Here is a 24,036-nt window from a genome sequence, read left to right as displayed (position 1 = left end):
GTCAGTCCATCACCATGAAGCCATGCCGTTCGAAGATCGCATCGGCGGCGTCCGACGACAAGGCGTCGTGAAAGGCCCGGTCGGCATCGTCGGCGGCTCCTGCCAGCAGGGCCGCGGGATAGGTGATCGGGGGATGGCTGTCGGGGGGAAAGTCGCCCGCCACCGTCACGTCGTCCTCGGCCGCCGCGTCGGTGGCGTAGACGATGCCGTAGGGCGCCTCTCCGGTGGCGACCAGGGCCAGGGCCGCGCGCACGTTGTCCGATTGCGCCACATCGGCCTGAACGTCGTCCCACAGGCCCAGGCTTTCCAGGGCCGCCTTGCCGTATTGCCCAGCGGGCACGGAATCGACCAGCGCCATCGCCAGCTTGCCGCCGTCCAGCACCGCCGCCAGATCGGTGTCCGCCGAAATCGACACGGGCTCCGCGTCGCCATGCGCGATCAGCACCAGCCGATTGCCCAGCAGGTCGGCGCGGCTTTCGACGAGCCCGGCTTTTTCCACCTCGTCCATCCATTCGCCGCTGGCCGAGACGAACAGGTCTGCGGGCGCACCCTCGATGATCTGCTTGGCCAGCGCGTTCGACCCCGCATAGGAGATCGTCACGGTGTGGCCGGTGTCCCGGGAAAAGCCTGCCGCGACCTCGTCCAGGGCGTTCTTGAGCGAGGCGGCGGCGAAGACCGTCACGTCATCGGCCATGGCCGGCGTGGCGGTCAGGGCAAGCAGAAGGGCGGGGCGGATCATTCCGGGCCTCGTTCGTTATGTTCCGGCGAACCTATCGCCCCGCCCGCCTGCGGCGCAAGCGATATTTCCCGCCGAACATAACCCTGCCGCCACCTTTTCGCCCGCCGCCTTTTCGCCCACCGCCTTTTCGCCCACCGCCTTTTCGGTTGTCTTGAACGCCTCGCGCGACTATATGACCGGCAGTCTTTGGGCGACATGGTCAGAACAGACCGCATCTGAACGGGTCGGGCTTTGTGCCGCGACCCTTTGTCGTTCCCGGAAGGCGTCATAAAGACCGGCGGAGCCAACCGCATGGCCAGTGAAATCGTCGTAAAGGAAACCGATCATATATGTGCGCTAAAGCGACCATGGAGGAATTCGAAGCCCTCCTGAACGAAAGCTTCGACATCGACACCCCGGACGAAGGTTCGGTCGTCAAGGGCCGCGTCATCGCCATCGAGGCGGGCCAGGCCATCATCGACGTGGGCTACAAGATGGAAGGCCGCGTCGATCTGAAGGAATTCGCGAACCCCGGCGAAGAACCCAACATCAAGGTGGGCGACGAGGTCGAGGTTTATCTGGACCGCGTGGAAAACGCCCGCGGCGAAGCCTCGATCAGCCGCGAGAAAGCCCGCCGCGAAGAAGCCTGGGACCGCCTGGAAAAAGCCTATGCCGATGAAGAGCGCGTCGAAGGCGCCATCTTCGGCCGCGTCAAGGGCGGCTTCACCGTCGATCTGGGCGGCGCCGTGGCCTTCCTGCCGGGCAGCCAGGTCGATGTGCGCCCCGTGCGCGACGCCGGTCCGCTGATGGGCCTGAAGCAGCCGTTCCAGATCCTGAAGATGGACCGCCGCCGCGGCAACATCGTCGTGTCGCGCCGCGCCATCCTGGAGGAAAGCCGCGCCGAACAGCGCGCCGAGGTCATCGCCAACCTGACCGAAGGCCAGACCGTGAACGGCGTCGTCAAGAACATCACCGAATACGGCGCCTTTGTCGATCTGGGCGGCGTTGACGGCCTGCTGCACGTCACCGACATGGCTTGGCGCCGCGTCAACCACCCGTCCGAGATCCTGAACATCGGCGAGACCGTCAAGGTCCAGGTGATCAAGATCAACAAGGACAGCCACCGCATCAGCCTGGGCATGAAGCAGCTTCAGGCCGACCCGTGGGATACCGTGGGCGACAAGTTCCCGATCGGCTCGGTCCACCAGGGCCGCGTGACCAACATCACCGACTACGGCGCCTTCGTCGAACTGGAAGCCGGTGTCGAGGGTCTGGTTCACGTGTCCGAAATGTCCTGGACCAAGAAGAACGTCCATCCGGGCAAGATCGTGTCCACCTCGCAAGAGGTCGACGTGATGGTGCTGGAGATCGACGAGGCGAAGCGCCGCGTGTCGCTGGGCCTGAAGCAGACGCAGCGCAACCCCTGGGAAGTCTTCGCGGAAACGCATCCCTCGGGCACCGTCATCGAGGGCGAGGTCAAGAACATCACCGAATTCGGTCTGTTCGTGGGCCTGGAAGGCGACATCGACGGCATGGTCCACCTGTCCGACATCTCGTGGGATACCCGGGGCGAGGACGCGATCCAGGACTTCCGCAAGGGCGACGTGGTGAAAGCCGTCGTTCAGGACGTGGATGTCGAGAAGGAGCGCATCAGCCTGTCGATCAAGGCCCTGGAAAACGAGCACATGGCCGAAGCCGTTGACGGCGTGAAGCGCGGCTCGGTCGTGACGGTCGAGGTCACCGCCATCGAGGACGGCGGCATCGAGGTGGAATACAACGGCGTCAAGTCGTTCATCCGCCGTTCGGATCTGGCCCGCGACCGCCAGGACCAGCGCCCCGAGCGTTTCGGCGTCGGCGACAAGGTCGATGCCCGCGTGACCAACATCGACACCAAGACCCGCCGCCTGGGCCTGTCGATCAAGGCCCGCGAGATCGCCGAGGAGAAAGAGGCCATCGACCAGTACGGCTCGTCCGACTCGGGCGCCTCGCTGGGTGACATCCTGGGCGCCGCGCTGAACCGCAACGCCTGATCGCGGTTTCAGACGTCCGACATCGCCCGTCCCTGCGGTTGTGGGGGCGGGCTTTTTTCCTGCCCGGCAATCGGGCAGCGTTCCGACAGGTCTCTTGCGCGGCGATGGCAAAACTGGCATCGCTATGGAAACTTGAGACCTTTTCCTGCGTTGCCTTTTTGTCGCAAGCTGTGCGAACGACCTCATGCAGCCGTTACGCCATCTGGGGGGATGATGATCCGTTCCGAACTGATCCAGCTTATCGCTGACGAAAATCCGCATCTGTTCCGGCGGGATGTCGAAAGGATCGTGAACACGGTTTTCGAGGAGATCATCGACGCCATGGCTCGCGGCGACCGGGTCGAATTGCGGGGCTTCGGGGCCTTTTCCGTCAAAAAGCGCGACGCGCGCACCGGCCGCAACCCCCGGACGGGGGAATCGGTCGATGTGGACCAGAAATACGTGCCCTTCTTCAAGACCGGAAAACTGCTGCGCGATCGGTTGAACGGAGAGGCCTGACAGGGCTAAACCCCTGCATGAATCACGGCCGCGACCGCTGGCCGCAAGCAAGGACCACCGATGCGCTTTCTTCGCCTGATCTTCATCGTGCTGCTGGCAATCATCCTGATCGCGGTTGCCTTGGCCAATCGCGACGTCGTGACGCTGTCCGCCTTTCCGGCGAATTTCGGGCAGTATCTTGGCGGGCGCTGGTCGGTGGACCTGCCGCTGTTTCTTGTCGTCTTTCTGGCCTTCGCGTTCGGGATGCTGGCCGGCCTGGTGTGGGAATGGCTGCGCGAAGCCCAGGAACGCCGCCAGTTGCGCGCCCAGGCCCACCGCGCCGCCCGGCTGGAGGACGAGGTCGGTCATCTGCGCCAACGCCATGCCGCGCCCAAGGACGAGGTTCTGGCGATCCTCGACCGCCCCAAGACCACGGCGCCGGTCCTTCCCGCAGCCTCGGCCGAACCTGCGCCGGGCACCACGCTGCCTGCCGCCCGCTGACGGATGGCTCAGGTCAAGATCTGCGGACTGCGCCGTCCCGACCACATCGCCGCGGCGGCCGAGGCCGGAGCGCGCTATGTGGGGCTTGTGTTCTTTCCCAAATCCCCTCGCGCCGTGTCCATCGGCGAGGCCGCCGATCTGGCGGCCCATGTCCCGGTCGGCGTGGCGCGGGTGGGGCTGTTCGTCGATCCCGACGACGCCCTTCTGGACGAGACGCTGGCCCGGGTGCCCTTGGACATCGTTCAGCTTCACGGATCGGAAAGCCCGGACCGGGTTGCCGCGGTCAAGACGCTGACCGGCCTGCCGGTGATGAAATCCGTGGGGCTGTCGGATCCGGCCGACCTGCCCGCGCTGACCGATTATGGGCTGGTGGCCGACATGCTGCTGGTCGATGCCAAGCCGTCCAGGGGGGCCGAGCTTCCGGGCGGCAACGGTCTGTCCTTTGATTGGCGCCTGCTGGTCGGGCGCAAGTGGCTGCGCCCCTGGATGCTGGCGGGCGGGCTGACCGCCCAGAACGTGGCCGAGGCGATCCGCCTGACCGGCGCGCCCGCCGTCGATGTCTCCTCGGGCGTCGAGATCGAACCGGGTGTGAAGGACGAGGCCCTGATCCGCGCCTTTGTCGCGGCGGCCGCATGACCATGGCCGTGCGGCTCCTTCCTGCCGGGCGGGACGCTGCTTTCCCGGCCTTGTCCCTGCCGGTCCGCGACATGCCGGGCCGCGAAAGGGCGGACATGCATCTCAATCTTGCCGCCCTAGATGCCGTGCGGGCCCCCGGGCGGCGATCGGCCGATCGTCGGGCTGCCGAAGGGCGGTGTCGTTTCCCGCTGTCGGATCGTCTTTGCTCCGGGCCTTCCGCCGCTGCCGCTCTCCGCGCCCGGATGGCGGCGGTGCGCATCATCCGGGCGCGGGCCGATGCCCCACCGCTTCCATGACCGGCCGGGCTTCACCCCCGGCCATATCGGTTATACAAAGACGCCCTGACGCTTCTTCTTTGTCCAAATACCCATTCCAACCGTGAAGGCGATCCCATGGCCGATGATCTGGTGAACAGCTACAAGACCGGCCCCGACGAACAGGGCCGCTTCGGCATCTATGGCGGCCGCTTCGTCAGCGAAACGCTGATGCCGCTGGTCCTGGATCTGGAGGCCGAATACGAACGCGCCAAGACCGACGCGGCCTTCTGGGCGGAAATGAACGACCTGTGGACGCATTACATCGGCCGGCCCTCGCCCCTGTATTTCGCGGAACGCCTGACCCAGCATCTTGGCGGCGCCAAGATCTACATGAAGCGTGACGAGCTGAACCACACCGGCGCGCACAAGGTCAACAACGTGCTGGGCCAGATCCTGCTGGCGCGCCGCATGGGCAAGACCCGCATCATCGCCGAAACCGGCGCGGGCCAGCACGGCGTGGCGACGGCGACCGTTTGCGCGCGCTTCGGGCTGAAATGCATCGTCTACATGGGCGCCCATGACGTGGAACGCCAGGCGCCCAACGTCTTCCGCATGCGCCTGCTGGGGGCCGAGGTCGTGCCCGTCACCAGCGGCCGCGGCACGCTGAAGGACGCGATGAACGACGCGCTGCGCGATTGGGTCACGAACGTGCGCGACACCTTCTATTGCATCGGCACGGTTGCCGGCCCCCATCCCTATCCCGCCATGGTGCGCGATTTTCAGTCGATCATCGGGAAAGAGGTCAAGGAACAGATCCTGCCCCGCGAGGGCCGCCTGCCCGACACCATCGTCGCGGCCATTGGCGGCGGCTCGAACGCCATGGGCCTGTTCCATCCCTTCCTGGACGACCCCGAGGTCCGCATCATCGGGGTCGAGGCCGGCGGCAAGGGCGTCGACGACCGGATGCAGCATTGCGCCAGCCTGTCGGGCGGGCGCGCGGGGGTGCTGCACGGCAACCGCACCTATCTGCTGCAAGACGACGAAGGCCAGATCCTCGAAGGCCACTCGATCAGCGCGGGCCTGGACTATCCCGGCATCGGCCCGGAACATGCCTGGCTGAAGGACACCGGCCGCGCCGAATATGTCAGCATCACAGACGACGAGGCCCTGGCTGCCTTTCAGCTTTGCTGCGAACAGGAGGGCATCATCCCCGCGCTGGAGCCCAGCCATGCCCTGGCCCATGTGATGAAGATCGCCCCCGGCCTGCCGCGAGACCACCTGATCGTGATGAACATGTGCGGGCGCGGCGACAAGGACATCTTCACGGTCGCCAAGCACCTGGGCTTCGACATCAAGACCTGATCGGATTCAGCGGCTTAGAACCAGTATGTTGAAGCGCGATTCCAGATGGGGGGCGGGAAACATCACCCGGCCCCTGTTTTCGCCGATGATCTCGACAAGGCCGACCTCGGGCACCCGCTGCGGGCTGGCGCCGTCGGAAAAGGGCGGCAGTTCGGCATAAGGCGGCGGCGTGTCGCCGGCGATGAACCCGGTGCCCAGATAGACCAGCCGGTCGCCGTCCTCGTGGATCCGCCCCTTGGTCCGCTGCGATCCCGTCAGCTTCTCCAGATCGCCGTCGCTGCCGATCCGGCACCGGAAGGGCTGGTAGACGGTGATCGGCAGCAGCCTTCCCATCTTGATCACCCGGCAGGACCATTCGCCGGGCATGACCGCGCGGGCCTCGCCGGGCGGCAGCGGATCGCCCCGCAGGACATCGGCCAGAATCGCCAGATCTGCCGGATCGCCGCCGGAAAAGGCGTCCAGCAGCGCCTCGCCCGCCGCCGCCTGGTATCCGGCCAGCCTCTGCGCATCGTCGGCATGGATCGGCAGGCCGCCGGTCAACGGCTGGGACAGGCCCGCCGCGGGCGCAAGGCAGGCGAAGACGGCGGCGGCAAGGTCAACCCTGCGCATCGACCGCATGGGCCCTGAGCAGTTCCAGCGGAATGATGTCCAGGGCGCGGGCATGGGTCGATTCCAGCACCACCTTGGGGGCCGCGAACTCCTGCGCGGCTTGCAGGAACCGCGCCGCGCAAAGGCACCAGCGGTCTCCGGGCTTCAGCCCGTCAAAGCGGAACTCGGGGCGCGGCGTGGTCAGGTCGTTGCCCAAATATTTCGACAACGCCAGGAACTCCGCGTCCACCACGACGCAAACGGTATGGCTGCCCGCGTCGCCCTGTCCTGTGTCGCAGCAGCCGTTGCGGTAAAACCCGGTCAGCGGCTTCATCGAGCACGGCTCGAGCCGGCTTCCCAGGACGTTCAGCGATGGGTCCATGGCGCTTCCTCCCCCTTTGCAGGCTACAGCCATGCGGCGCGCGCGCCAAGCCCCGGGCGATCACGGCTGACGGAAGCGGTCCGTCAGCTGCCGCAGCTTGTCGGCCAGGCCGGCAGGCTCGGCCTGCGCCGGAGGGGCCGTCGGCGCCGGCGCGGTTTTTTGCGCCGCGGGCCGGGCGCCGCTGTTCCGGGCGGGCTGCATCCGCGCCGCCACGGCGTTCTGGAAGCGCGGCCCATCGCCGGCAGCCAGGGCCTCGGCCCCGTCCGAGACGCCGCGCAGCAGGTCGTCCAGCCACTCTCCGTCCGCCTTGGCGAAGTCCGACAGGACATAGCCCGCCACCCTGTCCTTGTGGCCCGGATGGCCGATGCCCAGCCGGACGCGGGCGTAATCCGGGCCGATATGCTGGTGGATCGACCGCAGCCCGTTATGGCCCGCATGGCCGCCGCCCTGCTTGACGCGGCACTTGCCGGGGGCAAGGTCCAGTTCGTCATGCAGCACGATCACCTCGGCGGGGGTCAGCTTCAGATAGCGCATCGCCTCGCCCACCGATTGGCCCGAGAGGTTCATAAAGGTTTGGGGCTTCAGCAGCGTCATGCGTTCGGCCCCAAGCCGCCCTTCGGCGGCAAGCCCCTGAAAGCGCGCCTTCCACGGCGAGAAACCGTGATCGGCGGCGATCCGGTCCACGGCCATGAAGCCGATGTTGTGGCGGTTGGCCGCGTATTTCGCGCCGGGATTGCCCAGTCCAACGATCAACTTCACGCGTGTCTCCTGTGGCCCATGGCGGGCGATGTTCGTTCCATGCCTTGCGGCGGACCTTGCCCGTTACTAAGACTCTGTCAACCTTTCGCGGCTAACGATGGGATCAGTGCCCTGGCGAATCGCGGGAACAGGGACACAAGGCAAGGACAGACGATGACCGATCCGGCAGAATTCTACATGAACACCCTCGTTCCCATGGTGGTCGAACAGACCTCGCGCGGGGAACGGGCTTATGACATCTTCTCGCGGCTGCTCAAGGAACGGATCATCTTCGTCTCGGGGCCGGTTCATGACGGCATGTCCACGCTGATCTGCGCGCAACTGCTGTTCCTCGAGGCGGAGAATCCGTCCAAGGACATCAGCATGTACATCAACAGCCCCGGCGGCGTCGTGACCTCGGGCCTGTCGATCTACGACACGATGCAGTACATCCGCCCGCGCGTGTCCACGCTGGTGGTCGGGCAGGCGGCGTCCATGGGGTCGCTGCTGCTGGCGGCAGGGGAAAAGGGGCTGCGCTATTCGCTGCCCAACAGCCGGGTCATGGTCCACCAGCCGTCCGGCGGGTTCCAGGGTCAGGCCACCGACATCCTGATCCACGCCCGCGAAACGGAAAAGCTGAAGCGCCGGCTGAACGAAATCTATGTCCAGCACACCGGCCGCGACCTGGCGGAAGTCGAGGAGGCGCTGGAGCGCGACCGCTTCATGTCGCCCGACGAGGCAAAGGACTGGGGCCTCATCGACGAGGTCGTCGCGCCGCGCGGCAAGGCGGAACCCGAGAAGAAATAGGCTTGTTGGGGATTGTGACGGAAGCGCGTCGTCCCTAACATAAAGGGCATACCCCGTGGCGGCCCGTCGCCACGGACCAAATCAGGTGCGGCACGGAGCGACCGGCGCCGCCTGCGGGTTGGCAGACCTGCGGCAATCAAGGAACGTGGACGATGGCGAACCAGTCCGGCAGTGACAGCAAGAACACGCTTTATTGCAGCTTTTGCGGCAAGAGCCAGCATGAGGTGCGCAAGCTGATCGCGGGACCGACCGTGTTCATCTGCGACGAATGCGTGGAACTGTGCATGGACATCATCCGCGAGGAAACCAAATCCTCGGGGCTGAAATCGGGCGACGGGGTGCCGACGCCCAAGGAGATCTGCGCGGTCCTTGACGACTACGTGATCGGCCAGGAACACGCCAAGCGCGTGCTGTCGGTCGCCGTCCACAACCACTACAAGCGGCTGAACCACGGCGCCAAGGGCGACATCGAGCTTGCCAAGTCGAACATTTTGCTGATCGGTCCGACCGGCTGCGGCAAGACCCTGCTGGCCCAGACCCTGGCGCGGATCCTGGACGTGCCCTTCACCATGGCGGACGCCACCACCCTGACCGAGGCGGGCTATGTGGGCGAGGATGTGGAGAACATCATCCTCAAGCTGTTGCAGGCGTCCGAATACAACGTCGAACGCGCGCAGCGCGGCATCGTCTATATCGACGAGGTCGACAAGATCACCCGCAAGTCCGACAACCCCTCGATCACCCGCGACGTTTCGGGCGAGGGCGTGCAGCAGGCCCTTCTGAAGATCATGGAGGGCACGGTCGCCTCGGTCCCGCCGCAGGGCGGGCGCAAGCATCCGCAGCAGGAATTCCTGCAAGTGGACACGACCAACATCCTGTTCATCTGCGGCGGCGCCTTTGCGGGCTTGGACCGGATCATCGCGCAGCGCAACAAGGGCACGGCCATGGGCTTCGGCGCCTCGGTCAAGGAGAACGACGACCGGGGCGTGGGCGAACTGTTCAAGGAGCTGGAGCCCGAGGATCTGCTGAAATTCGGCCTGATCCCCGAGTTCGTCGGCCGTCTGCCGGTGATCGCCACCCTGACCGATCTGGACGAGGAAGCCCTGATCATCATCCTGACCAAGCCGAAGAACGCCCTGGTCAAGCAGTATCAGCGCCTGTTCGACCTGGAAGGCGTGCAGCTGACCTTTACCGATGATGCGCTGCAAGCCATCGCCAAGCGCGCCATCAAGCGCAAGACCGGCGCCCGCGGCCTGCGGTCGATCATGGAGGACATCCTGCTGGACACCATGTTCGAACTGCCCGGCATGGACAGCGTCCAGGAGGTGGTGGTGAACGAGGAAGCCGTGGACAACGCCGCGACCAAGCCGCTGCTGATCCACGCGGATTCGAAAAAGGAAACGGCCTCGGCTGGGTGATCGAGGGGCCGCAAGGCCCCTTTTCGCAGTGCGCCGATGCTGTACGGGCAGGCTGGATCTTCGCCGCGCTTTGCGCCATATCCTTGCCAGCCAAAGACCAAGAGGTTCCTGCCGATGTCCTTTCTGCTTCGTGCCCTGACCTGGTGGAACAGCCAGACGATCAACACCCAGTTCTGGACCTGGCGGAACGGCATCAAGGTCGGCGAGGATGCCGAGGGCAATGTCTTTTACCAGAACAAGGACGGTTCGCGCCGCTGGGTGATCTACAGCGGCGAATCGCAGGCCAGCCGGGTCAGCCCGGAATGGCATGGCTGGCTGCATCACACCTGGGACGAGCCGCCGACAAAGGCGCCCTTGCAGCACAAGCCCTGGGAAAAGCCGCACCGGGAAAACCAGACGGGAACGCCGGGCGCCTATTATCCCGAAGGATCGCTGTATCGCGCCGAACAGCCCGTTCGGCGCGATTACGACGCCTGGCAGCCCGAATAGATGACAGCCGGGGTCGAGCATCGGGCCGAGCTTCTGGCCGGTGCCGCGGTGCTGGTTGCCGCCGCGGGCTTTCTTGCCTGGGGCTTTGGCGACGGTCTTGCGGGCGAGACCGGGTATGAAGTCCGGGCGTCCTTCCCCGACGTGGACGGCATCGCCGTGGGAACCGAGGTTCGCCTTGCAGGGGTCAAGGTGGGGCGCGTCTCTGATGTCAGGCTGAACCCCGACACCTACATGGCGGATGCGCGGCTGACGATCCCCGCGGGCATCGCCCTGCCGGCGGACAGCGCGGCGCTGATCCAGACGGACGGGCTTCTGGGCGGGGCGTATATCCAGATCCAGCCGGGCGGCAGCCCCGAGAACCTGGCTCCGGGCGACGAGATCGAGGATGTGCAGGGCGCTGTCAGCCTGTTGGCGCTGATGATGAAGTTCGTGGACAGCCAGGCGCAGGAAGGGGATCAGCCGTGATCCGCCTTGCGCTGGTGCTTGCGGCATTGGCGACCCCTGTCGGCGCGCAGCAGGTCGCGCGGGCCGACGGCGCGCTGCTGCGCGGTCTGGACAAGATCTCGGGCCGCACGACCGACCTGCCGGTCCAGGTGGGGCAAGCCGTCCGCTATGGGCGGCTGGAGGTCCGATTGGGCGAATGCCGATATCCGGCGGGCGATCCCAGTTCCGACGCCTATGCGCAGCTGACCATCACCGACACGGCGCAGAACGTCACGCGCTTCAGCGGCTGGATGATCGCGTCCTCGCCCGCGCTGTCGGCGCTGGACGACGCGCGCTATGACGTGTGGGTGATTTCCTGCCAAAGCTGATCGGCCGAGGGCAGGGGATGCGCCCTCAGATCGGCGCGCCTGCCCAGGGCGTCCGCCAGCAGCAGGTGATACCGCTCCCGCGCGACCTCCAGGCCGCCCATGCGGGCCAGATGCGGGGTGAGGAACTGCGTGTCGAACAGCGTGAAGCCGCAGCGCGCCAGATGGCTGGACATCCAGAGCAGGGCCATCTTGGACCCGCCGGTCCGGGCTGAAACCATCGATTCCCCGAAAAAGGCCGCCCCCAGGGTCACCCCGAAGATGCCGCCCGCGAAGGCGCCCTTTTGCCGGATTTCCAGGGCATGGGCGTGGCCTGCCCGATGAAGCTGGTGATAAAGCCGCATCAGCGGCGCGTTGATCCAGGTCGTTTCGCGGTCCGCGCAGGCGGTCAGGACGGCATCGAAGTCGCCGTCCAGATGCGCCGACCAGCCCCCCCTGCGCAGGTCGCGCAGCAAGGACCGGGAGGCATGGACCCCGCCCACCGGCAAGATGCCCCGCAAGGGCGGATCGTACCAGTAAAGCCGCGGGTCATAGGCGCTTTCGGCCATGGGAAAGACGCCGCGCGCATAGCCTTTCAGCAGTTGCGCGGGCGTCAGCATGGGATCCGGTCAGCCGAATTTCTGATCCAGCCAGCGTTCCAGCCAGTGGATCGAGTAGTTTCCGGCAAGGATGTCGGGTTCCTTGAGCAGCGCGGTGAACAGCGGGACGGTGGTGTCGATGCCGTCCACGATCAGCTCTCCCAGGGCGCGGTCCAGCCGGGCCAGGGCCTCGGCCCGGTCGCGGCCGTGCACGATCAGCTTGCCGATCAGGCTGTCGTAATAGGGCGGGATCGAATAGCCGTCATAAAGCGCGCTGTCGATGCGCACGCCAAGGCCGCCCGGAGCATGGTATTGCGTGATCCGGCCCGGACAGGGCGAGAAGCCCGGCACCTTTTCGGCGTTGATTCGAACCTCGATGGAATGGCCGCGGATCGACAGGTCTTCCTGCCGGAATTCCATGGCGGCGCCCGAGGCCACGAGGATCTGCTGGCGGACGAGGTCCACGCCGAAGATCGCCTCGGTCACGGGATGCTCGACCTGAAGGCGGGTGTTCATCTCGATGAAGTAGAACTCGCCGTCCTCGTACAGGAACTCGATGGTGCCCGCCCCGGCATAGCCGATCCGGGCCACGGCATCGGCGCAGACCTTGCCGATATGGGCGCGTTCCTCGGCGGTGATGACGGGGCCGGGTGCTTCCTCCAGCACTTTCTGGTGACGGCGTTGCAGGGAACAGTCGCGCTCGCCCAGGTGGACGGCACGGCCCTTGCCGTCGCCGAAAACCTGAATCTCGATGTGGCGCGGCCTTTGGAGGTATTTTTCGATATAAACGTCGGGGTTGCCGAAGGCGGCCTTGGCCTCGGCCCGGGCGGTGCGGAAGGCGACCTCCAGGCTTGCTTCATCCTGGGCGACCTTCATGCCGCGCCCGCCGCCGCCCGCCGTGGCCTTGATGATGACCGGATAGCCGATGGCCGCCGCCACCTTGCGCGCCTGGTCCACGTCGTTGACGCCGCCCTCGCTGCCCGGAACGCAGGGCACGCCAAGCGCCTTCATCGTGTCCTTGGCGGTGATCTTGTCGCCCATGATGCGGATATGTTCCGCGCGCGGGCCGATAAAGGTGATGCCGTGGTCTTCCACCATCTGCACAAAGGCGGCGTTTTCCGACAGAAAGCCGTAACCGGGATGGATCGCCTGCGCGCCCGTGATCTCGCAGGCGGAAATGATGGCGGGCATGGACAGGTAGCTGGCCGAGGACGGCGCGGGGCCGATGCAGACGGATTCGTCGGCCATGCGGACATGCATCGCGTCGGCGTCGGCGGTGGAATGAACCGCGACCGAGGCGATGCCCATCTCGCGGCAGGCGCGAATCACGCGCAGGGCAATCTCGCCGCGGTTGGCGATCAGGATCTTGTCGAACATCCGCGCCTCACTCGACAACCATCAGGGGGGTGCCGAATTCGACCGGAATGCCGTCGTCGATCAGGATGCGCTTGACGGTGCCGGCGCGGGGCGAGGGGATGTGGTTCATGGTCTTCATCGCCTCGACGATCAGCAGCGTGTCGCCTTCGGCAACGGCCTGGCCGATCTGGACAAAGGGCGCGGCGCCGGGTTCGGCCGACAGATAGGCGGTTCCCACCATGGGCGATGTCACGGCGCCGGGCAGGCTGGCCGGATCCTCGGAAACGGCGGGAAGCTGCGCGGCGGCGGCGGCAGGCGCGGCCGAAGGGGCGGCTGCCGCGGCGGCGGGGGCAGGGGCGGGTGCGGCGAAGGCGACCGGCTTGCCGTGCTTGGACAGGCTGACGGTCAGGCGGTCGTGTTCGCCATATTCGCGTTTCACCGACAGTTCCGACAGGTCGCTTGCATTCAGCAGTTCCGCCAGCGACTGGATGAAAGCCACGTCGCCTTCGTGATGCTTGCCGTTCTGGGAATCGTTGCTCATGCGGTCCTCTGCCAATGTTTATGATGCCGCGACCCCGGGGTCCGGCAATTTGCCCGCTTATAGACCCCAAGCCCCGCCAAGGGAAAGGGTGTGAGACGGGCTGGTCCGATCAAGACGGCCGTGCCGCCTTTTCCGCCAATCCCGAGATGCCCGCGCGGCGTTCCAGTTCCTGTTCCACATCGGCCAGGGTCACGCCGCGGGCGGCCAGCATGACCAGCAGGTGAAAGATCACGTCTGCGGCTTCCGCCGTCAGGCGGGCGCGGTCGCCCTTGACGGCCTCGATGATCGCCTCGACGGCTTCCTCGCCGAACTTTTCGGCGCATTTCTCGGGCCCTTTCGCCAGCAGCTTGGCCGTCCAGCTGCTGTCGGGATCGGCGCCCTCGCGGGCGGCGATAGTGGCGGCCAGGTCGTGAAGGGCGCTCATGACAGCCTCATCGGGATGCCGGCGGCGGCCATGTGGGCCTTGGCCTGGGCGATGGTGAAGGTGCCGAAGTGGAAGATCGAGGCGGCCAGGACGGCGCTTGCGTGGCCTTCCGTCACGCCCTCGACCAGGTGGTCCAGCGTCCCCACCCCGCCCGAGGCGATCACGGGAATGTTCACCGCGTCCGCGATGGCGCGGGTCAGGGGGATGTTGAAGCCCGCCCGCGTGCCGTCGCGGTCCATGGAGGTCAGCAGGATCTCGCCCGCGCCCTTGGCCTCGACCGTGCGGGCGAAGTCCACGGCGTCGATGCCGGTGGGCTTGCGGCCGCCATGGGTGAAGATTTCCCACCGGCCGTCCGCGACCGACTTGGCGTCGATGGCCACAACGATGCACTGGCTGCCGAAGCGGTCGGCGGCATGGGCCACGACATCGGGATCGGCGACGGCGGCAGAGTTGAAGCTGACCTTGTCGGCCCCCGCAAGCAGCAGCGCCCGCACATCGTCATGCGTCCTGACGCCGCCGCCGACGGTCAGCGGCACGAAGCATTGTTCGGCGGTGCGCGTCACCAGATCGAACATGGTGCCCCGGTTTTCATGCGTGGCGTGGATGTCCAGGAAGCAGATCTCGTCCGCGCCGGCGGCGTCATAGGCCTTGGCCGCCTGCACGGGGTCGCCCGCGTCGATCAGGTCCACGAAGTTGACGCCCTTGACGACGCGGCCGTCGGCCACGTCCAGGCAGGGAATGATGCGGGTCTTGAGCATGGGCTTCTCCTTGCAGGGCCGTCCTATGCGCAAATGGCGTTCCGTTGAAGATGCGATTTGGGGGTGATACCGTGCCGCCAACCGAACGGAGGCCCCATGGACGACCGGCACAAGACCGAACCCCGCCTGACCTCGCTGTCCCACGGCGGCGGCTGCGGCTGCAAAATCGCGCCGGGGGTGCTGACGGGCCTTCTGCGCGGCACCGCGATGCTGCCGGTGCCGGATGCGCTGCTGGTGGGGATCGAGACGGCGGACGACGCCGCCGTCTACCGGCTGAACGACCGGCAGGCGCTGGTGGCGACCACGGATTTCTTCATGCCCATCGTGGATGATCCGCTGGATTTCGGGCGCATCGCGGCGACAAACGCGATCAGCGACGTTTACGCCATGGGCGGCACGCCGATCATGGCGCTGTCGCTGGTGGGGATGCCGATCAACACGCTGTCGGGCGAAACCATCGCCCGGATCCTGGAAGGCGGCGCGATGGCCTGCCGCGAGGCGGGGATCCCCATCGGCGGCGGCCACACCATCGATTCGGTCGAGGCGATCTATGGCCTGGTGGCCCTGGGTCTGGTCGATCCGGCGCATGTGAAGCGCAATTCGGGGGCGCGTCCGGGCGACGTGCTGATCCTGGGCAAGCCGCTGGGCGTGGGCGTGATGTCGGCGGCGCTGAAAAAGGGCGCGCTGTCCCCGGATGGTTACGCCGCGATGATCGCGGCCACGACCAAGCTGAACACGCCCGGCCCGGATCTGGCGCGGCTGCCGGGGGTTCACGCCATGACCGACGTGACGGGCTTCGGCCTGGCGGGCCACGCCCTGGAAATGGCGCGGGGGTCGGGATGCGATCTGCGCTTGGACTGGCAGTCGGTGCCGCTGCTGAGCGGGGTGCGCGATCTGGCGGCGCAGGGCTTTGCCACCGGCGCCTCGGGCCGCAACTGGGCCAGCTACGGGGCCGAGGTCGCGCTGCCGGGGGGCTTTGCCGAAACCGACCGCGCGCTTCTGACCGATCCCCAGACCAGCGGCGGGCTGCTGGTCGCCTGCGTCGAGGACCAGGCCGAGGCTGCCCTGGCGATCTTCCGCGACCACGGCTTTGCCGAGGCGGCGGTGATCGGGCGGGCGGCCGAAGGAGCGGGGGAAATCGTCATCTCCTGACGGCCCAAGGCTGACGTAACGGCCAGGGCGTGGAAAATCTTGACCGGTTTTCGGCCTTCGCGCATACCCGGCTTACCAAGGAACTGGCCGGGACAACAAAGGCCGACCGGAGGAGGGGTTTCCAATGAGTGGCCTTTTGGCCCTGTCGCGCGGCATTGACCGCATCAATACCGTGATCGGCCGAAACGTGTCATGGCTGATCCTGCTTGCCATCTTCGTCAGCGCCATCAACGCCATCATCCGCAAGGCCTTCAGCATCTCGTCCAACGCCTGGCTTGAATTGCAGTGGTATCTTTACGGCGCGGCCTTTCTGCTGGCGGCCGCCTACACGCTGCTGGAAAACGAACATATCCGCATCGACATCATCTTCGCCGCCTGGTCGCGCCGCGTCCAGCACTGGATCGAGCTTCTGGGCCATATCTTCTTTCTGATGCCCTTCGTCCTGCTGACCCTGTGGCTGTGCTGGCCCTGGCTCGCCCGGTCGTACCGCACGGGCGAGATGTCGATGAACGCGGGCGGGCTGATGCTGTGGCCCGCCAAGGCGCTGCTGTTCACGGGCTTCGTGCTGCTGTTCTTTCAGGGAATTTCGGAAATCATCAAGAAGATCGCCGTCATGCGGGGCCTCATTCCCGACTTCAACGCCCCCATGGGCCATCATGCGCCCCTGGACCTGGACGAGGAACTGCTGCAACAGGCGGGCTTCGCCGATCCCGACCATCCGATGACCGATCTGCCGGTGGACAAGTCGCGCGAGGACATCCGCAAATGATGGAACTTATCGCGCAGAACATGGCGCCGATCATGTTCGTTTCGCTGATCGTGTTTCTGCTGCTGGGCTATCCGGTCGCCTTCGCGCTGGCCGCCAACGGCCTGCTGTTCTTCGTCATCGGGGTGGAACTTGCGCCGCTGTCGGGCGGGTCGATCAACCTCAGCTGGCCCTTGCTCGGCGCGCTGCCCGACCGCTTCTTCGGAGGGGTCGTCGCCAACGAGACATTGCTGGCCATCCCCTTCTTCACCTTCATGGGCATCGTGCTGGAAAAATCCGGCATGGCCGAGGATCTGCTGGACACGATCGGCCAGCTGTTCGGCCCCATCCGCGGCGGCCTTGCCTATGCGGTGATCATCGTGGGGGCGCTGCTGGCCGCCACCACGGGCGTCGTCGCGGCGTCGGTGATCGCCATGGGCCTGATCTCGCTGCCGATCATGCTGCGATACGGCTATGACCGGCGGATCGCGGCGGGCACCATCGCGGCGTCGGGGACGCTGGCGCAGATCATCCCGCCCTCGCTGGTGCTGATCGTGCTGGCCGACCAGCTGGGCCGGTCGGTGGGCGACATGTACAAGGGCGCGCTGATCCCCGGGCTGGTGCTGACCGGGATCTACATGTCCTACATCTTCGCGGTGTCGATCATCCGCCCGCAGTACCTGCCCGCCCTGCCGAAAGCGGCGCGGACGCTGGGTTCCGGCGTGACCTCGCTGATCGTGGCCCTGGCGGTCGCGGCGGGGATCTTCTGGCTGACCACGCGCTGGCTCGGGCCGGAGCATGCAGCCGATGCGCCGATCTGGGGCCTGGTGGTCGCGGTGGCGGTGATCTATGTCGTGGCCCTGATCGACAAGGCGGGCGGCATCAACATGATGTCGCGGCTGGCGCAGCAGGTCATCATCGTGCTGATCCCGCCGCTTGCGCTGATCTTCCTGGTGCTGGGCACGATCTTCCTGGGCATCGCGACGCCGACCGAGGGCGGCGCCATGGGGGCCGTGGGCGCCCTGGTCATGGCGGGCATCAAGCGCCGGCTGAGCATGGACGTGATCCGCCAGGCGCTTTACGCCACCACGCGGCTGTCGGCCTTCGTGATGTTCATCCTGATCGGCGCGCGGGTCTTCTCGCTGACCTTCTATGGCGTGAACGGGCATCTGTGGGTCGAACACCTGCTGACCTCGCTGCCGGGGGGCGAATACGGCTTCCTGATCGTCGTTTCGATCCTGGTGTTCTTTCTGGCCTTCTTCCTGGATTTCTTCGAGCTGGCCTTTATCATCGTGCCCTTGCTGGCCCCTGCGGCCGAGGCCCTGGGAATCGACCTGATCTGGTTCGGCGTGATCCTGGGCGTGAACATGCAGACCGCCTTCATGCACCCGCCTTTCGGCTTCGCCCTGTTCTATCTGCGGTCGGTCGCACCCAAGGCCGACTACATCGACAAGGTCACGAAAAAGCGCATGGCCCCGGTGAAAAGCAGCCAGATCTATTGGGGCGCGGTGCCGTTCGTCTGCATCCAGCTGATCATGATCGGCGTGGTGATCGCCTTTCCGGGGCTGGTCATGCACTACAAGGGCGCGCCGGTGGACACGTCCAATGTCCGGCTGGAGATCCCGGCGGGCGATACGGGCGGGTTCGGCAGTCTGGGCGGCGGGCTTGGCGGCGGATTGGGCGGCGGACTGGGCGGCGGATTGGGCGGGTCGCCCTTCGGACAGCAGGCCCCGGCCGGCGGGGGCGCGCCTGCGCCCGCGGGCGGCTTGGGCGGCACGCCTCCGGGTCTGGGGGCGCCTGCCGCACCGGCGCCCGCGACGCCCTTGCCGGCCCCGGCACCGGCAGATGGGGCGACCGCGCCCCAGCCTGCGCCGGCGCAGGGCGGACTTGGGCTTGGCGGTCCGCCGCCCGGCCTGGGCGGCGGCAACTGACGAAAAAAGGCCGGGCGGAATGCTGACACATTCCGGCTTTTAGGACACGCAGCAGTTGGCCTGTCGGATACCATCCGGCAGGCCATTGTTCTTCTGCAAGATTTCAGCCGCCGCTCTGACACATCGCGCGGTTGAGGGCGCGCGCAGCTGCGCCTGGAAACACTTTATAGGGGATTTTGGATTATTGCGCTTCGCAGCAGGCGATGATGGCCAATCTACGGAGCGACGCAATGATCAAGACGCGAGGCAACTTGCAAGTCACGACTCTGCCGAAGCTCACCGTTTCCCAACTTTATCCCGAACAACGAAAGGAAATCAACCTCAATACCTGCGGCGATCCCGACTGCGGCAACTACGGCGTTTCCCCCGACCCGGTGTTCGACCAATTCGTAGGTAGGGGCGCAATCGCCCGGCGCCAAGCGGCCGGACGAAAAGACCCGAGAATTGCGGCAGGTCTCGGCTTCTACACGATAAGTTCCGTGAAGGACGAGGAGCGCATCTCGAAGGTCCTCAACTTCCATAACGCTCCGGCGGTATGGAGCGATGGCCGCCGATTGGTGTGTCGCCATCAGCAGGACGCCTCGGCGTGCAAGGTCGGTTTTTCCCTGCTTTCGAACCAGCACTTCCTGGATGAAGTCGAAAGGCTGAGGGATCACGACGGCGTCCTCGACGGTCCGAGATGCGGAGCGTGTGGAAGACGATATCTCGACGCACCAGAGGAATTCGCCCTGAACGGCGCCAACGGAAAGGATCCGAGAACGAAGCGCCCATTGGGGGTCCGCGTGATCCACAAACCTTGCAAGGGCCAAAAGGGCGCGCGCTTCACCGTCGCGAAGGACCACCAGGATCAGCGCGATCGGGAAGACAACATCAAGATTTTGAAGATGCTGGTGAACGGGGCGTCGATCAACGCCATTCAGCGGGTTCTGACCTGCCCCAGAACCGGCGAGCGCGCCGGCATGTCCCGGATCTATGACCGGATCTTCTGGCTCGAGCGGACGCTTCTCGCGTTCGAGCGTGCCCAGATCGGGAATTGGCGCAAGGAACTGGAGGGCAGAGGGCTGTTCCGCCATACGCGTATCGCGCACGACGACATCGTGCTGGGGATCAACTGGGAAACCTCCGCGGATCGCCGCATCACCGCCCTGAACTGCACGGCCTCGACCGACATCCGGAGCGGGTATGTATTCCGCCTCGATGTGGATTTCGATCCCCGCGTCGATCCGGTCGAGATGTTCAAGGCCGCCTACCTTGATGCCAACCGGAATCCGAAGAACCTGCACGGTCAGTATCGGAACGCGACACAAAACTTCGTTGCTCCGCTTCTGCACTACCAACGCCCCACGGGCCGTTTCGATGAGGCTGCGTTCTTCGGAGCCTGCCAATCGAGCCTGCGCTTGTTCGCGGTGCAGACCGAGGACGCCTTCGGCGGGGCCACGCTGCCGCCGGATGTCCAGCAGGCCATAACAGACGCGCGCTGGTTCGCCGACGCTGCCGAAGTTATAGGAGAAGGGTGGTTCGGGCTTTCCGAGCATCGGCGCGACAGCCGAAACACCTTCACCGGCATCATGACGCGTGATGCCTACACAAAGGCTGCCCATCTGGCCCTGCTGAAAGAGATGCTGCCCGAGGGCAAGATGACCCTGGTGTCGGAACAGGAAGCCCTTATCGCACGGACCGTGCCGCACATCTTTCGCGACGACATCCTTGCGGACCGCTTCGAATGGCTTGCCATCGCCTTCGACAAGGAGGCCACGAAGCCGAAGGTCCAGCACCGCGTCGGCGTGTTCCGCAGCAGTCTCGAACAGTTCAAGCAGTCCTATGCGGGTCAGGAGATCTCCGACTGGGAAATGCTCGAACTGTTTGTCGAACATGCGAGGACGCCCGCGACATCCAGCACGCGAAGCGGGGCGACCGGGCCTGCCCATGGCGCCACCTTCGAGTCGCGTGCCTTCCCGCAGGTTTGGATCGCTTCCCCCGCCGAGATCGCTGGCGAAACGCAGAAGATCGTCGGGTTCCCGATCCTGTCGCCGCGGTATCGCTCGCGGCTGCGGCCCCTCGCCTACGATGCCAGCCCGACCGACCCGGAGCTTCGCGCCGCCCTGGCGTGCCGTGTCCTGCGCGCCACCATCCAGCCCACCAGCACTTTTTTCAACGCTCTGCGCACACGCCTCGCTCTCGCTGGGCGTGCCGGCGGCAGATCGACGCGGAACGGCCCCAGCTTCGTCAGCGGCGCCGCCTACAATCCGCGGGTGTTGATCGCCGTGCTCAATATCTATCGCATCTACTACAACTGGTTCGACCCGCGTTCCTATGTCTCGGAACTGAACGAGAACGACAGCACCGAGCCGGTCGCACCCGGAACCGTGGCCAAGCGCGTGCCGGGTTCGTCGGATCGGATCACCGTCCCGAAGCAGAGAAAGCGGGTGTCGATCAAGCAAACGCCCGCCATGCGCCTCGGCCTTCAAGACCGGATCGGAAGGCCGTCGCCCCGCAAGGCGCCGGATCTCCACAGGGTTCTCTACAAGCCATGGATACTCCACGGCACGCCGATCGGGACCCGGTTCGAAGGATGATAAGAAGCCCGCCCCGGAAACGGAGCGGGCTGTGTCCTAAGGGCCGGAATGTGTCAGCGGAATGCCCGGCCTTTTCCTTTCGGCGTGACGCGCCGGCGGTCAGCCTTGTGTCGGCGCCAGCTTGCCGTTGCGCTGCTGGATCATCATGAACGTGTCAAAGGTGTATTCCGCCGTCTGGTTGTACAGGTACCAGTCGTCGCGGAACTGCAACTGCGCCTCGTATTGCCGCTTGAAATGCTCGTTCTGGCCGGCGATCTCGGCGTAAACCTCGTGCGCCGCCGTAAAGGCGGCGGTCAGGATTTCCTCGCTGTAGGTCCGCAACTGCGCGCCCGACGCGGCCAGTTCCTTCAGCGCGGTCGGGTTCTTGTAGTCGTATTTCGCCAGCATGTTCAGGTCGGTCGCCTGGCAGCAGGTGCGCAGCAGCGACTTGTAGCTTTCGGGCAGCTCGTCGAATTTCCCCTTGTTGAAGAAGAAGCTGACGGTCGGCCCGCCTTCCCAGAAACCGGGGTAATAGTAGTAGGGCGCGACCTTCTGGAAACCCAGCTTGTTGTCGTCGTAGGGGCCGACCCATTCGGCGGCGTCGATGGTGCCCTTCTCCAGCGACGGATAGATGTCGCCGCCCGCGATCTGCTGGGGCACCACGCCCAGCTTTTCCACAACGCGGCCAGCAAGGCCCGAGATGCGCATCTTGACGCCCTGCATGTCGGCCAGTGTGTTGACTTCCTTGCGGAACCAGCCGCCCATCTGCACGCCGGTGTTGCCGCCGGGATAGCCGACAAGGCCCACGGTTTCCAGGAACTGGTTGTACTGGTCGATGCCGCCGCCCTGATAGTTGTAGGCGTTCTTCGCGCGCGCGCTGAAGGTGAAGGGCAGGTCGGCGCCGGGGGCGAAGGCCGGATCCTTGCCCCAGTTGTAATAGCCCACCGAATGGGCGGATTCGACGGTTCCGTCGGCGGCGGCGTTGATGGCGTCAAGGCCCGGCACGATCTCGCCCGCGGCAAAGACCTGGATGTTGAACTTGCCGTCGGAGGCTTCCTTCAGCCGCATCGACAGCTCCTCGCCGCCGCCATAGATCGTGTCGAGCGATTTGGGGAAGGACGAGGCCAACCGCCAGTTGATCGTCGGCGCCTCCTGCGCGATGGCCGGTGCCGCCAGGGTGGCGCTGGCCGCGGCCGCGACGCCGCCGACCGACGCCTTGGTCAGAAACGACCTGCGGTGCAGGGTCTTGGAATCTTTCATGAACTTTCCTCCGGTCAGGGCAATCACGATTGCTGCCCAACGGGGCCTTGCCCCGAATGACAGCAGTTTAGCCGGTGATTGCCGCCTGTCGAGTGGCGAGCATGGAAGGCCCGGAAAAAATGAAGCCGCCCCCGCGGTGACGTGGGGGCGGCGCCGTTCTTGGCTTGCCTGCCGGTCAGCGCAGGATGCTTTTGCCCGCGTATTCGGCGGTGGCGCCCAGCATTTCCTCGATGCGGATCAGCTGGTTGTATTTGGCCAGCCGGTCCGACCGCGCCAGGCTGCCGGTCTTGATCTGGCCGCAGTTGGTGGCGACCGCCAGGTCGGCGATGGTGGCGTCTTCGGTCTCGCCCGAGCGGTGGGACATGACGCTGGTATAGCCGTTGCAGTCGGCCAGGCGCACGGCGTCCAGCGTTTCCGACAGGGTGCCGATCTGGTTGACCTTGACCAGCAGGCTGTTGCCGCAGCCCTTTTCGATCCCCTCGGCCAGACGGCGCGGGTTGGTCACGAACAGGTCGTCGCCCACCAGCTGCACCGATGCGCCCAGGCGGTCGGTCAGCAGCTTCCAGCCGTCCCAGTCGTCCTCGGCGCAGCCGTCCTCGATCGACAGGATCGGATAGTCGGCGCAGAGCGCGGCGAGGTAGTCCACGTTCTCGGCCGAGGAAAGCGACTTGTTCTCGCCCTTCATCTCGTACTTGCCGTTCTTGAAGTATTCAGTGGAGGCGCAGTCCAGCGCCAGCATGATGTCGTCGCCGGGCTTGTAGCCCGCCTTCTCGACCGCGCGCAGGATGAAGTCCAGCGCGTCGCGGGTGCTGCTTAGGTTCGGGGCAAAGCCGCCCTCGTCGCCCACGCCGGTCGCCAGGCCCGCCGCAGACAACTCCTTCTTCAGCGTGTGGAAGACTTCCGATCCCATGCGCACGGCGTCGCGGATGTTTTCCGCGGAAACCGGCATGATCATGAATTCCTGGATGTCGATGGGGTTGTCGGCATGTTCGCCGCCGTTGATGATGTTCATCATCGGCACCGGCAGGATCCGCGCCGCCGTTCCCCCGACATAGCGGTATAGCGGCTGCTGGCAGGCATCCGCCGCGGCCTTGGCCACCGCAAGGCTAACGCCCAGGATGGCGTTTGCGCCCAGCCGGCCCTTGTTGGGGGTGCCGTCCAGTTCGCACATCATGGCGTCGATGGCGCGCTGTTCGGTCGCGTCCTCGCCGATCAGGTTCTCGGCGATCTCGCCGTTCACGGCGGCCACGGCCTCCAGCACGCCCTTGCCCAGATAGCGCGCCTTGTCGCCGTCGCGCTTTTCGACCGCCTCGTGCGCGCCCGTGGACGCCCCCGAGGGAACGGCCGCCCGGCCCATGGTGCCGTCCTCCAGCGTCACGTCGACCTCGACGGTCGGGTTGCCGCGGCTGTCCAGGATCTCTCGCGCGTAGATGTCGATGATGGCGGTCATGAACGCCCCTCCGTTGCTTGCGTCGCGGCCTTCATAGCTGCCGCGGGGGCAGGCCGGAAGCCGCAAATTTCAGG

General features: G+C 65.8%; 25 protein-coding genes. 14 read left to right on the top strand and 11 right to left on the bottom strand.

What is annotated here, in order from left to right:
* Nucleotide 1 precedes the first annotated feature (1 nt).
* Nucleotides 2–739, bottom strand: coding sequence for a molybdate ABC transporter substrate-binding protein (modA, locus tag ACFOM8_RS01455; RefSeq protein ID WP_377758622.1), 738 nt, complete (start codon nt 737–739; stop codon nt 2–4).
* 329 nt (nt 740–1,068) lie between these two features.
* Here modA and rpsA point away from each other — a divergent pair, with 329 nt between their 5' ends.
* From rpsA to trpB, 5 genes are all read left to right on the top strand, one after another.
* Nucleotides 1,069–2,748 (top strand): 30S ribosomal protein S1, encoded by a 1,680-nt coding sequence (rpsA, locus tag ACFOM8_RS01450; RefSeq protein WP_377758620.1) that lies wholly within the window; start codon nt 1,069–1,071, stop codon nt 2,746–2,748.
* Nucleotides 2,749–2,961: 213 nt separating this feature from the next.
* A complete protein-coding gene (gene ihfB / locus ACFOM8_RS01445) occupies nt 2,962–3,246 on the top strand; it encodes an integration host factor subunit beta (RefSeq protein ID WP_207102018.1) in 285 nt (94 codons plus the stop codon).
* 60 nt (nt 3,247–3,306) lie between these two features.
* Nucleotides 3,307–3,726 (top strand): LapA family protein, encoded by a 420-nt coding sequence (locus tag ACFOM8_RS01440; protein ID WP_377758618.1) that lies wholly within the window; start codon nt 3,307–3,309, stop codon nt 3,724–3,726.
* Nucleotides 3,727–3,729: 3 nt separating this feature from the next.
* Nucleotides 3,730–4,362, top strand: a complete 633-nt coding sequence (locus ACFOM8_RS01435) for a phosphoribosylanthranilate isomerase (protein WP_377758617.1) — start codon at nt 3,730–3,732, stop codon at nt 4,360–4,362.
* Nucleotides 4,363–4,754: 392 nt separating this feature from the next.
* Nucleotides 4,755–5,981 carry a tryptophan synthase subunit beta gene (gene trpB, locus ACFOM8_RS01430; RefSeq protein ID WP_377758615.1) on the top strand — a complete coding sequence of 409 codons (1,227 nt, stop codon included), beginning with the start codon at nt 4,755–4,757 and terminating at the stop codon, nt 5,979–5,981.
* A 6-nt stretch (nt 5,982–5,987) separates the two neighbouring features.
* Here trpB and ACFOM8_RS01425 read toward each other — a convergent pair whose 3' ends face one another.
* The 3 genes from ACFOM8_RS01425 to pth are packed head-to-tail and all read right to left on the bottom strand — an operon-like array spanning nt 5,988 to nt 7,710.
* Entirely contained in the window at nt 5,988–6,590 is a 603-nt protein-coding gene (locus ACFOM8_RS01425; protein WP_377758613.1) for a DUF4893 domain-containing protein, read from the bottom strand.
* Nucleotides 6,577–6,951: a DUF2237 family protein gene (locus ACFOM8_RS01420; protein ID WP_377758611.1), complete on the bottom strand. Its 375-nt coding sequence runs from the start codon at nt 6,949–6,951 to the stop codon at nt 6,577–6,579. Before ACFOM8_RS01420 ends, ACFOM8_RS01425 begins: the two co-directional genes overlap by 14 nt.
* 60 nt (nt 6,952–7,011) lie before the next feature.
* On the bottom strand, nt 7,012–7,710 hold the full coding sequence (gene pth / locus ACFOM8_RS01415) for an aminoacyl-tRNA hydrolase (RefSeq protein WP_377758610.1): 699 nt from the start codon (nt 7,708–7,710) through the stop codon (nt 7,012–7,014).
* A gap of 153 nt (nt 7,711–7,863) precedes the next feature.
* On the opposite strand from pth, the gene ACFOM8_RS01410 reads away from it, so the two are divergent.
* From ACFOM8_RS01410 to ACFOM8_RS01390, 5 genes are all read left to right on the top strand, one after another.
* On the top strand, nt 7,864–8,496 hold the full coding sequence (locus ACFOM8_RS01410) for an ATP-dependent Clp protease proteolytic subunit (protein ID WP_377758608.1): 633 nt from the start codon (nt 7,864–7,866) through the stop codon (nt 8,494–8,496).
* A 152-nt stretch (nt 8,497–8,648) separates the two neighbouring features.
* Complete coding sequence (gene clpX / locus ACFOM8_RS01405; RefSeq protein ID WP_377758606.1) at nt 8,649–9,914, top strand: ATP-dependent Clp protease ATP-binding subunit ClpX; 1,266 nt, start codon at nt 8,649–8,651, stop codon at nt 9,912–9,914.
* 114 nt (nt 9,915–10,028) lie between these two features.
* Nucleotides 10,029–10,403, top strand: coding sequence for an NADH:ubiquinone oxidoreductase subunit NDUFA12 (locus ACFOM8_RS01400; protein WP_377758604.1), 375 nt, complete (start codon nt 10,029–10,031; stop codon nt 10,401–10,403).
* Nucleotides 10,404–10,868 carry an outer membrane lipid asymmetry maintenance protein MlaD gene (gene mlaD / locus ACFOM8_RS01395; RefSeq protein WP_377758602.1) on the top strand — a complete coding sequence of 155 codons (465 nt, stop codon included), beginning with the start codon at nt 10,404–10,406 and terminating at the stop codon, nt 10,866–10,868.
* A complete protein-coding gene (locus ACFOM8_RS01390; RefSeq protein ID WP_377758601.1) occupies nt 10,865–11,215 on the top strand; it encodes a DUF2155 domain-containing protein in 351 nt (116 codons plus the stop codon). The genes mlaD and ACFOM8_RS01390 overlap by 4 nt, the downstream gene beginning before the upstream one ends.
* Here the strand turns inward: ACFOM8_RS01390 and aat are convergent.
* The 5 genes from aat to hisF all read right to left on the bottom strand — a co-directional run bounded on the left by aat (nt 11,182) and on the right by hisF (nt 14,869).
* On the bottom strand, nt 11,182–11,811 hold the full coding sequence (aat, locus tag ACFOM8_RS01385; RefSeq protein ID WP_377758599.1) for a leucyl/phenylalanyl-tRNA--protein transferase: 630 nt from the start codon (nt 11,809–11,811) through the stop codon (nt 11,182–11,184). The genes ACFOM8_RS01390 and aat overlap by 34 nt on opposite strands.
* Before the next feature lie 9 nt (nt 11,812–11,820).
* A complete protein-coding gene (gene accC / locus ACFOM8_RS01380; protein ID WP_377758597.1) occupies nt 11,821–13,167 on the bottom strand; it encodes an acetyl-CoA carboxylase biotin carboxylase subunit in 1,347 nt (448 codons plus the stop codon).
* Between the two features lie 7 nt (nt 13,168–13,174).
* On the bottom strand, nt 13,175–13,687 hold the full coding sequence (gene accB, locus ACFOM8_RS01375) for an acetyl-CoA carboxylase biotin carboxyl carrier protein (protein WP_377758595.1): 513 nt from the start codon (nt 13,685–13,687) through the stop codon (nt 13,175–13,177).
* A 109-nt stretch (nt 13,688–13,796) separates the two neighbouring features.
* Entirely contained in the window at nt 13,797–14,111 is a 315-nt protein-coding gene (locus ACFOM8_RS01370) for a phosphoribosyl-ATP diphosphatase (protein ID WP_377758593.1), read from the bottom strand.
* Nucleotides 14,108–14,869 carry an imidazole glycerol phosphate synthase subunit HisF gene (hisF, locus tag ACFOM8_RS01365; RefSeq protein ID WP_377758591.1) on the bottom strand — a complete coding sequence of 254 codons (762 nt, stop codon included), beginning with the start codon at nt 14,867–14,869 and terminating at the stop codon, nt 14,108–14,110. Before hisF ends, ACFOM8_RS01370 begins: the two co-directional genes overlap by 4 nt.
* 96 nt (nt 14,870–14,965) lie before the next feature.
* Here hisF and selD point away from each other — a divergent pair, with 96 nt between their 5' ends.
* From selD to ACFOM8_RS01345, 4 genes are all read left to right on the top strand, one after another.
* Nucleotides 14,966–16,021, top strand: a complete 1,056-nt coding sequence (gene selD / locus ACFOM8_RS01360; protein ID WP_377758589.1) for a selenide, water dikinase SelD — start codon at nt 14,966–14,968, stop codon at nt 16,019–16,021.
* 124 nt (nt 16,022–16,145) lie between these two features.
* Entirely contained in the window at nt 16,146–16,790 is a 645-nt protein-coding gene (locus ACFOM8_RS01355; protein WP_377758587.1) for a TRAP transporter small permease subunit, read from the top strand.
* Nucleotides 16,787–18,697 carry a TRAP transporter large permease gene (locus ACFOM8_RS01350; RefSeq protein ID WP_377758586.1) on the top strand — a complete coding sequence of 637 codons (1,911 nt, stop codon included), beginning with the start codon at nt 16,787–16,789 and terminating at the stop codon, nt 18,695–18,697. Before ACFOM8_RS01355 ends, ACFOM8_RS01350 begins: the two co-directional genes overlap by 4 nt.
* A gap of 230 nt (nt 18,698–18,927) precedes the next feature.
* Nucleotides 18,928–21,273 carry a hypothetical protein gene (locus ACFOM8_RS01345; protein WP_377758584.1) on the top strand — a complete coding sequence of 782 codons (2,346 nt, stop codon included), beginning with the start codon at nt 18,928–18,930 and terminating at the stop codon, nt 21,271–21,273.
* A 99-nt stretch (nt 21,274–21,372) separates the two neighbouring features.
* Here ACFOM8_RS01345 and ACFOM8_RS01340 read toward each other — a convergent pair whose 3' ends face one another.
* Together ACFOM8_RS01340 and eno are read right to left on the bottom strand one after the other, a co-directional pair.
* Nucleotides 21,373–22,494: a TRAP transporter substrate-binding protein gene (locus ACFOM8_RS01340; RefSeq protein ID WP_377759164.1), complete on the bottom strand. Its 1,122-nt coding sequence runs from the start codon at nt 22,492–22,494 to the stop codon at nt 21,373–21,375.
* Between the two features lie 193 nt (nt 22,495–22,687).
* Nucleotides 22,688–23,962 (bottom strand): phosphopyruvate hydratase, encoded by a 1,275-nt coding sequence (gene eno / locus ACFOM8_RS01335; protein WP_377758582.1) that lies wholly within the window; start codon nt 23,960–23,962, stop codon nt 22,688–22,690.
* Nucleotides 23,963–24,036 lie beyond the last annotated feature (74 nt).

Origin of the sequence: Paracoccus angustae (genome assembly GCF_042648745.1) — a bacterium.
Taxonomy (GTDB): Bacteria; Pseudomonadota; Alphaproteobacteria; order Rhodobacterales; family Rhodobacteraceae; genus Paracoccus; species Paracoccus angustae.
Note: the sequence above shows the minus strand (reverse complement) of the source record. Positions and strands in the feature narration are given on the sequence as shown.

Bases quoted from the DNA above. Each gene is read 5' to 3' on its own strand.
- modA (WP_377758622.1), bottom strand. From the start codon at position 739: ATGATCCGCCCCGCCCTTCTGCTTGCCCTGACCGCCACGCCGGCCATG.
- rpsA (WP_377758620.1), top strand. From the start codon at position 1,069: ATGTGCGCTAAAGCGACCATGGAGGAATTCGAAGCCCTCCTGAACGAA.
- ihfB (WP_207102018.1), top strand. From the start codon at position 2,962: ATGATCCGTTCCGAACTGATCCAGCTTATCGCTGACGAAAATCCGCAT.
- ACFOM8_RS01440 (WP_377758618.1), top strand. From the start codon at position 3,307: ATGCGCTTTCTTCGCCTGATCTTCATCGTGCTGCTGGCAATCATCCTG.
- ACFOM8_RS01435 (WP_377758617.1), top strand. From the start codon at position 3,730: ATGGCTCAGGTCAAGATCTGCGGACTGCGCCGTCCCGACCACATCGCC.
- trpB (WP_377758615.1), top strand. From the start codon at position 4,755: ATGGCCGATGATCTGGTGAACAGCTACAAGACCGGCCCCGACGAACAG.
- ACFOM8_RS01425 (WP_377758613.1), bottom strand. From the start codon at position 6,590: ATGCGCAGGGTTGACCTTGCCGCCGCCGTCTTCGCCTGCCTTGCGCCC.
- ACFOM8_RS01420 (WP_377758611.1), bottom strand. From the start codon at position 6,951: ATGGACCCATCGCTGAACGTCCTGGGAAGCCGGCTCGAGCCGTGCTCG.
- ACFOM8_RS01410 (WP_377758608.1), top strand. From the start codon at position 7,864: ATGACCGATCCGGCAGAATTCTACATGAACACCCTCGTTCCCATGGTG.
- clpX (WP_377758606.1), top strand. From the start codon at position 8,649: ATGGCGAACCAGTCCGGCAGTGACAGCAAGAACACGCTTTATTGCAGC.
- ACFOM8_RS01400 (WP_377758604.1), top strand. From the start codon at position 10,029: ATGTCCTTTCTGCTTCGTGCCCTGACCTGGTGGAACAGCCAGACGATC.
- mlaD (WP_377758602.1), top strand. From the start codon at position 10,404: ATGACAGCCGGGGTCGAGCATCGGGCCGAGCTTCTGGCCGGTGCCGCG.
- aat (WP_377758599.1), bottom strand. From the start codon at position 11,811: ATGCTGACGCCCGCGCAACTGCTGAAAGGCTATGCGCGCGGCGTCTTT.
- accC (WP_377758597.1), bottom strand. From the start codon at position 13,167: ATGTTCGACAAGATCCTGATCGCCAACCGCGGCGAGATTGCCCTGCGC.
- accB (WP_377758595.1), bottom strand. From the start codon at position 13,687: ATGAGCAACGATTCCCAGAACGGCAAGCATCACGAAGGCGACGTGGCT.
- ACFOM8_RS01370 (WP_377758593.1), bottom strand. From the start codon at position 14,111: ATGAGCGCCCTTCACGACCTGGCCGCCACTATCGCCGCCCGCGAGGGC.
- hisF (WP_377758591.1), bottom strand. From the start codon at position 14,869: ATGCTCAAGACCCGCATCATTCCCTGCCTGGACGTGGCCGACGGCCGC.
- selD (WP_377758589.1), top strand. From the start codon at position 14,966: ATGGACGACCGGCACAAGACCGAACCCCGCCTGACCTCGCTGTCCCAC.
- ACFOM8_RS01355 (WP_377758587.1), top strand. From the start codon at position 16,146: ATGAGTGGCCTTTTGGCCCTGTCGCGCGGCATTGACCGCATCAATACC.
- ACFOM8_RS01350 (WP_377758586.1), top strand. From the start codon at position 16,787: ATGATGGAACTTATCGCGCAGAACATGGCGCCGATCATGTTCGTTTCG.
- ACFOM8_RS01345 (WP_377758584.1), top strand. From the start codon at position 18,928: ATGATCAAGACGCGAGGCAACTTGCAAGTCACGACTCTGCCGAAGCTC.
- eno (WP_377758582.1), bottom strand. From the start codon at position 23,962: ATGACCGCCATCATCGACATCTACGCGCGAGAGATCCTGGACAGCCGC.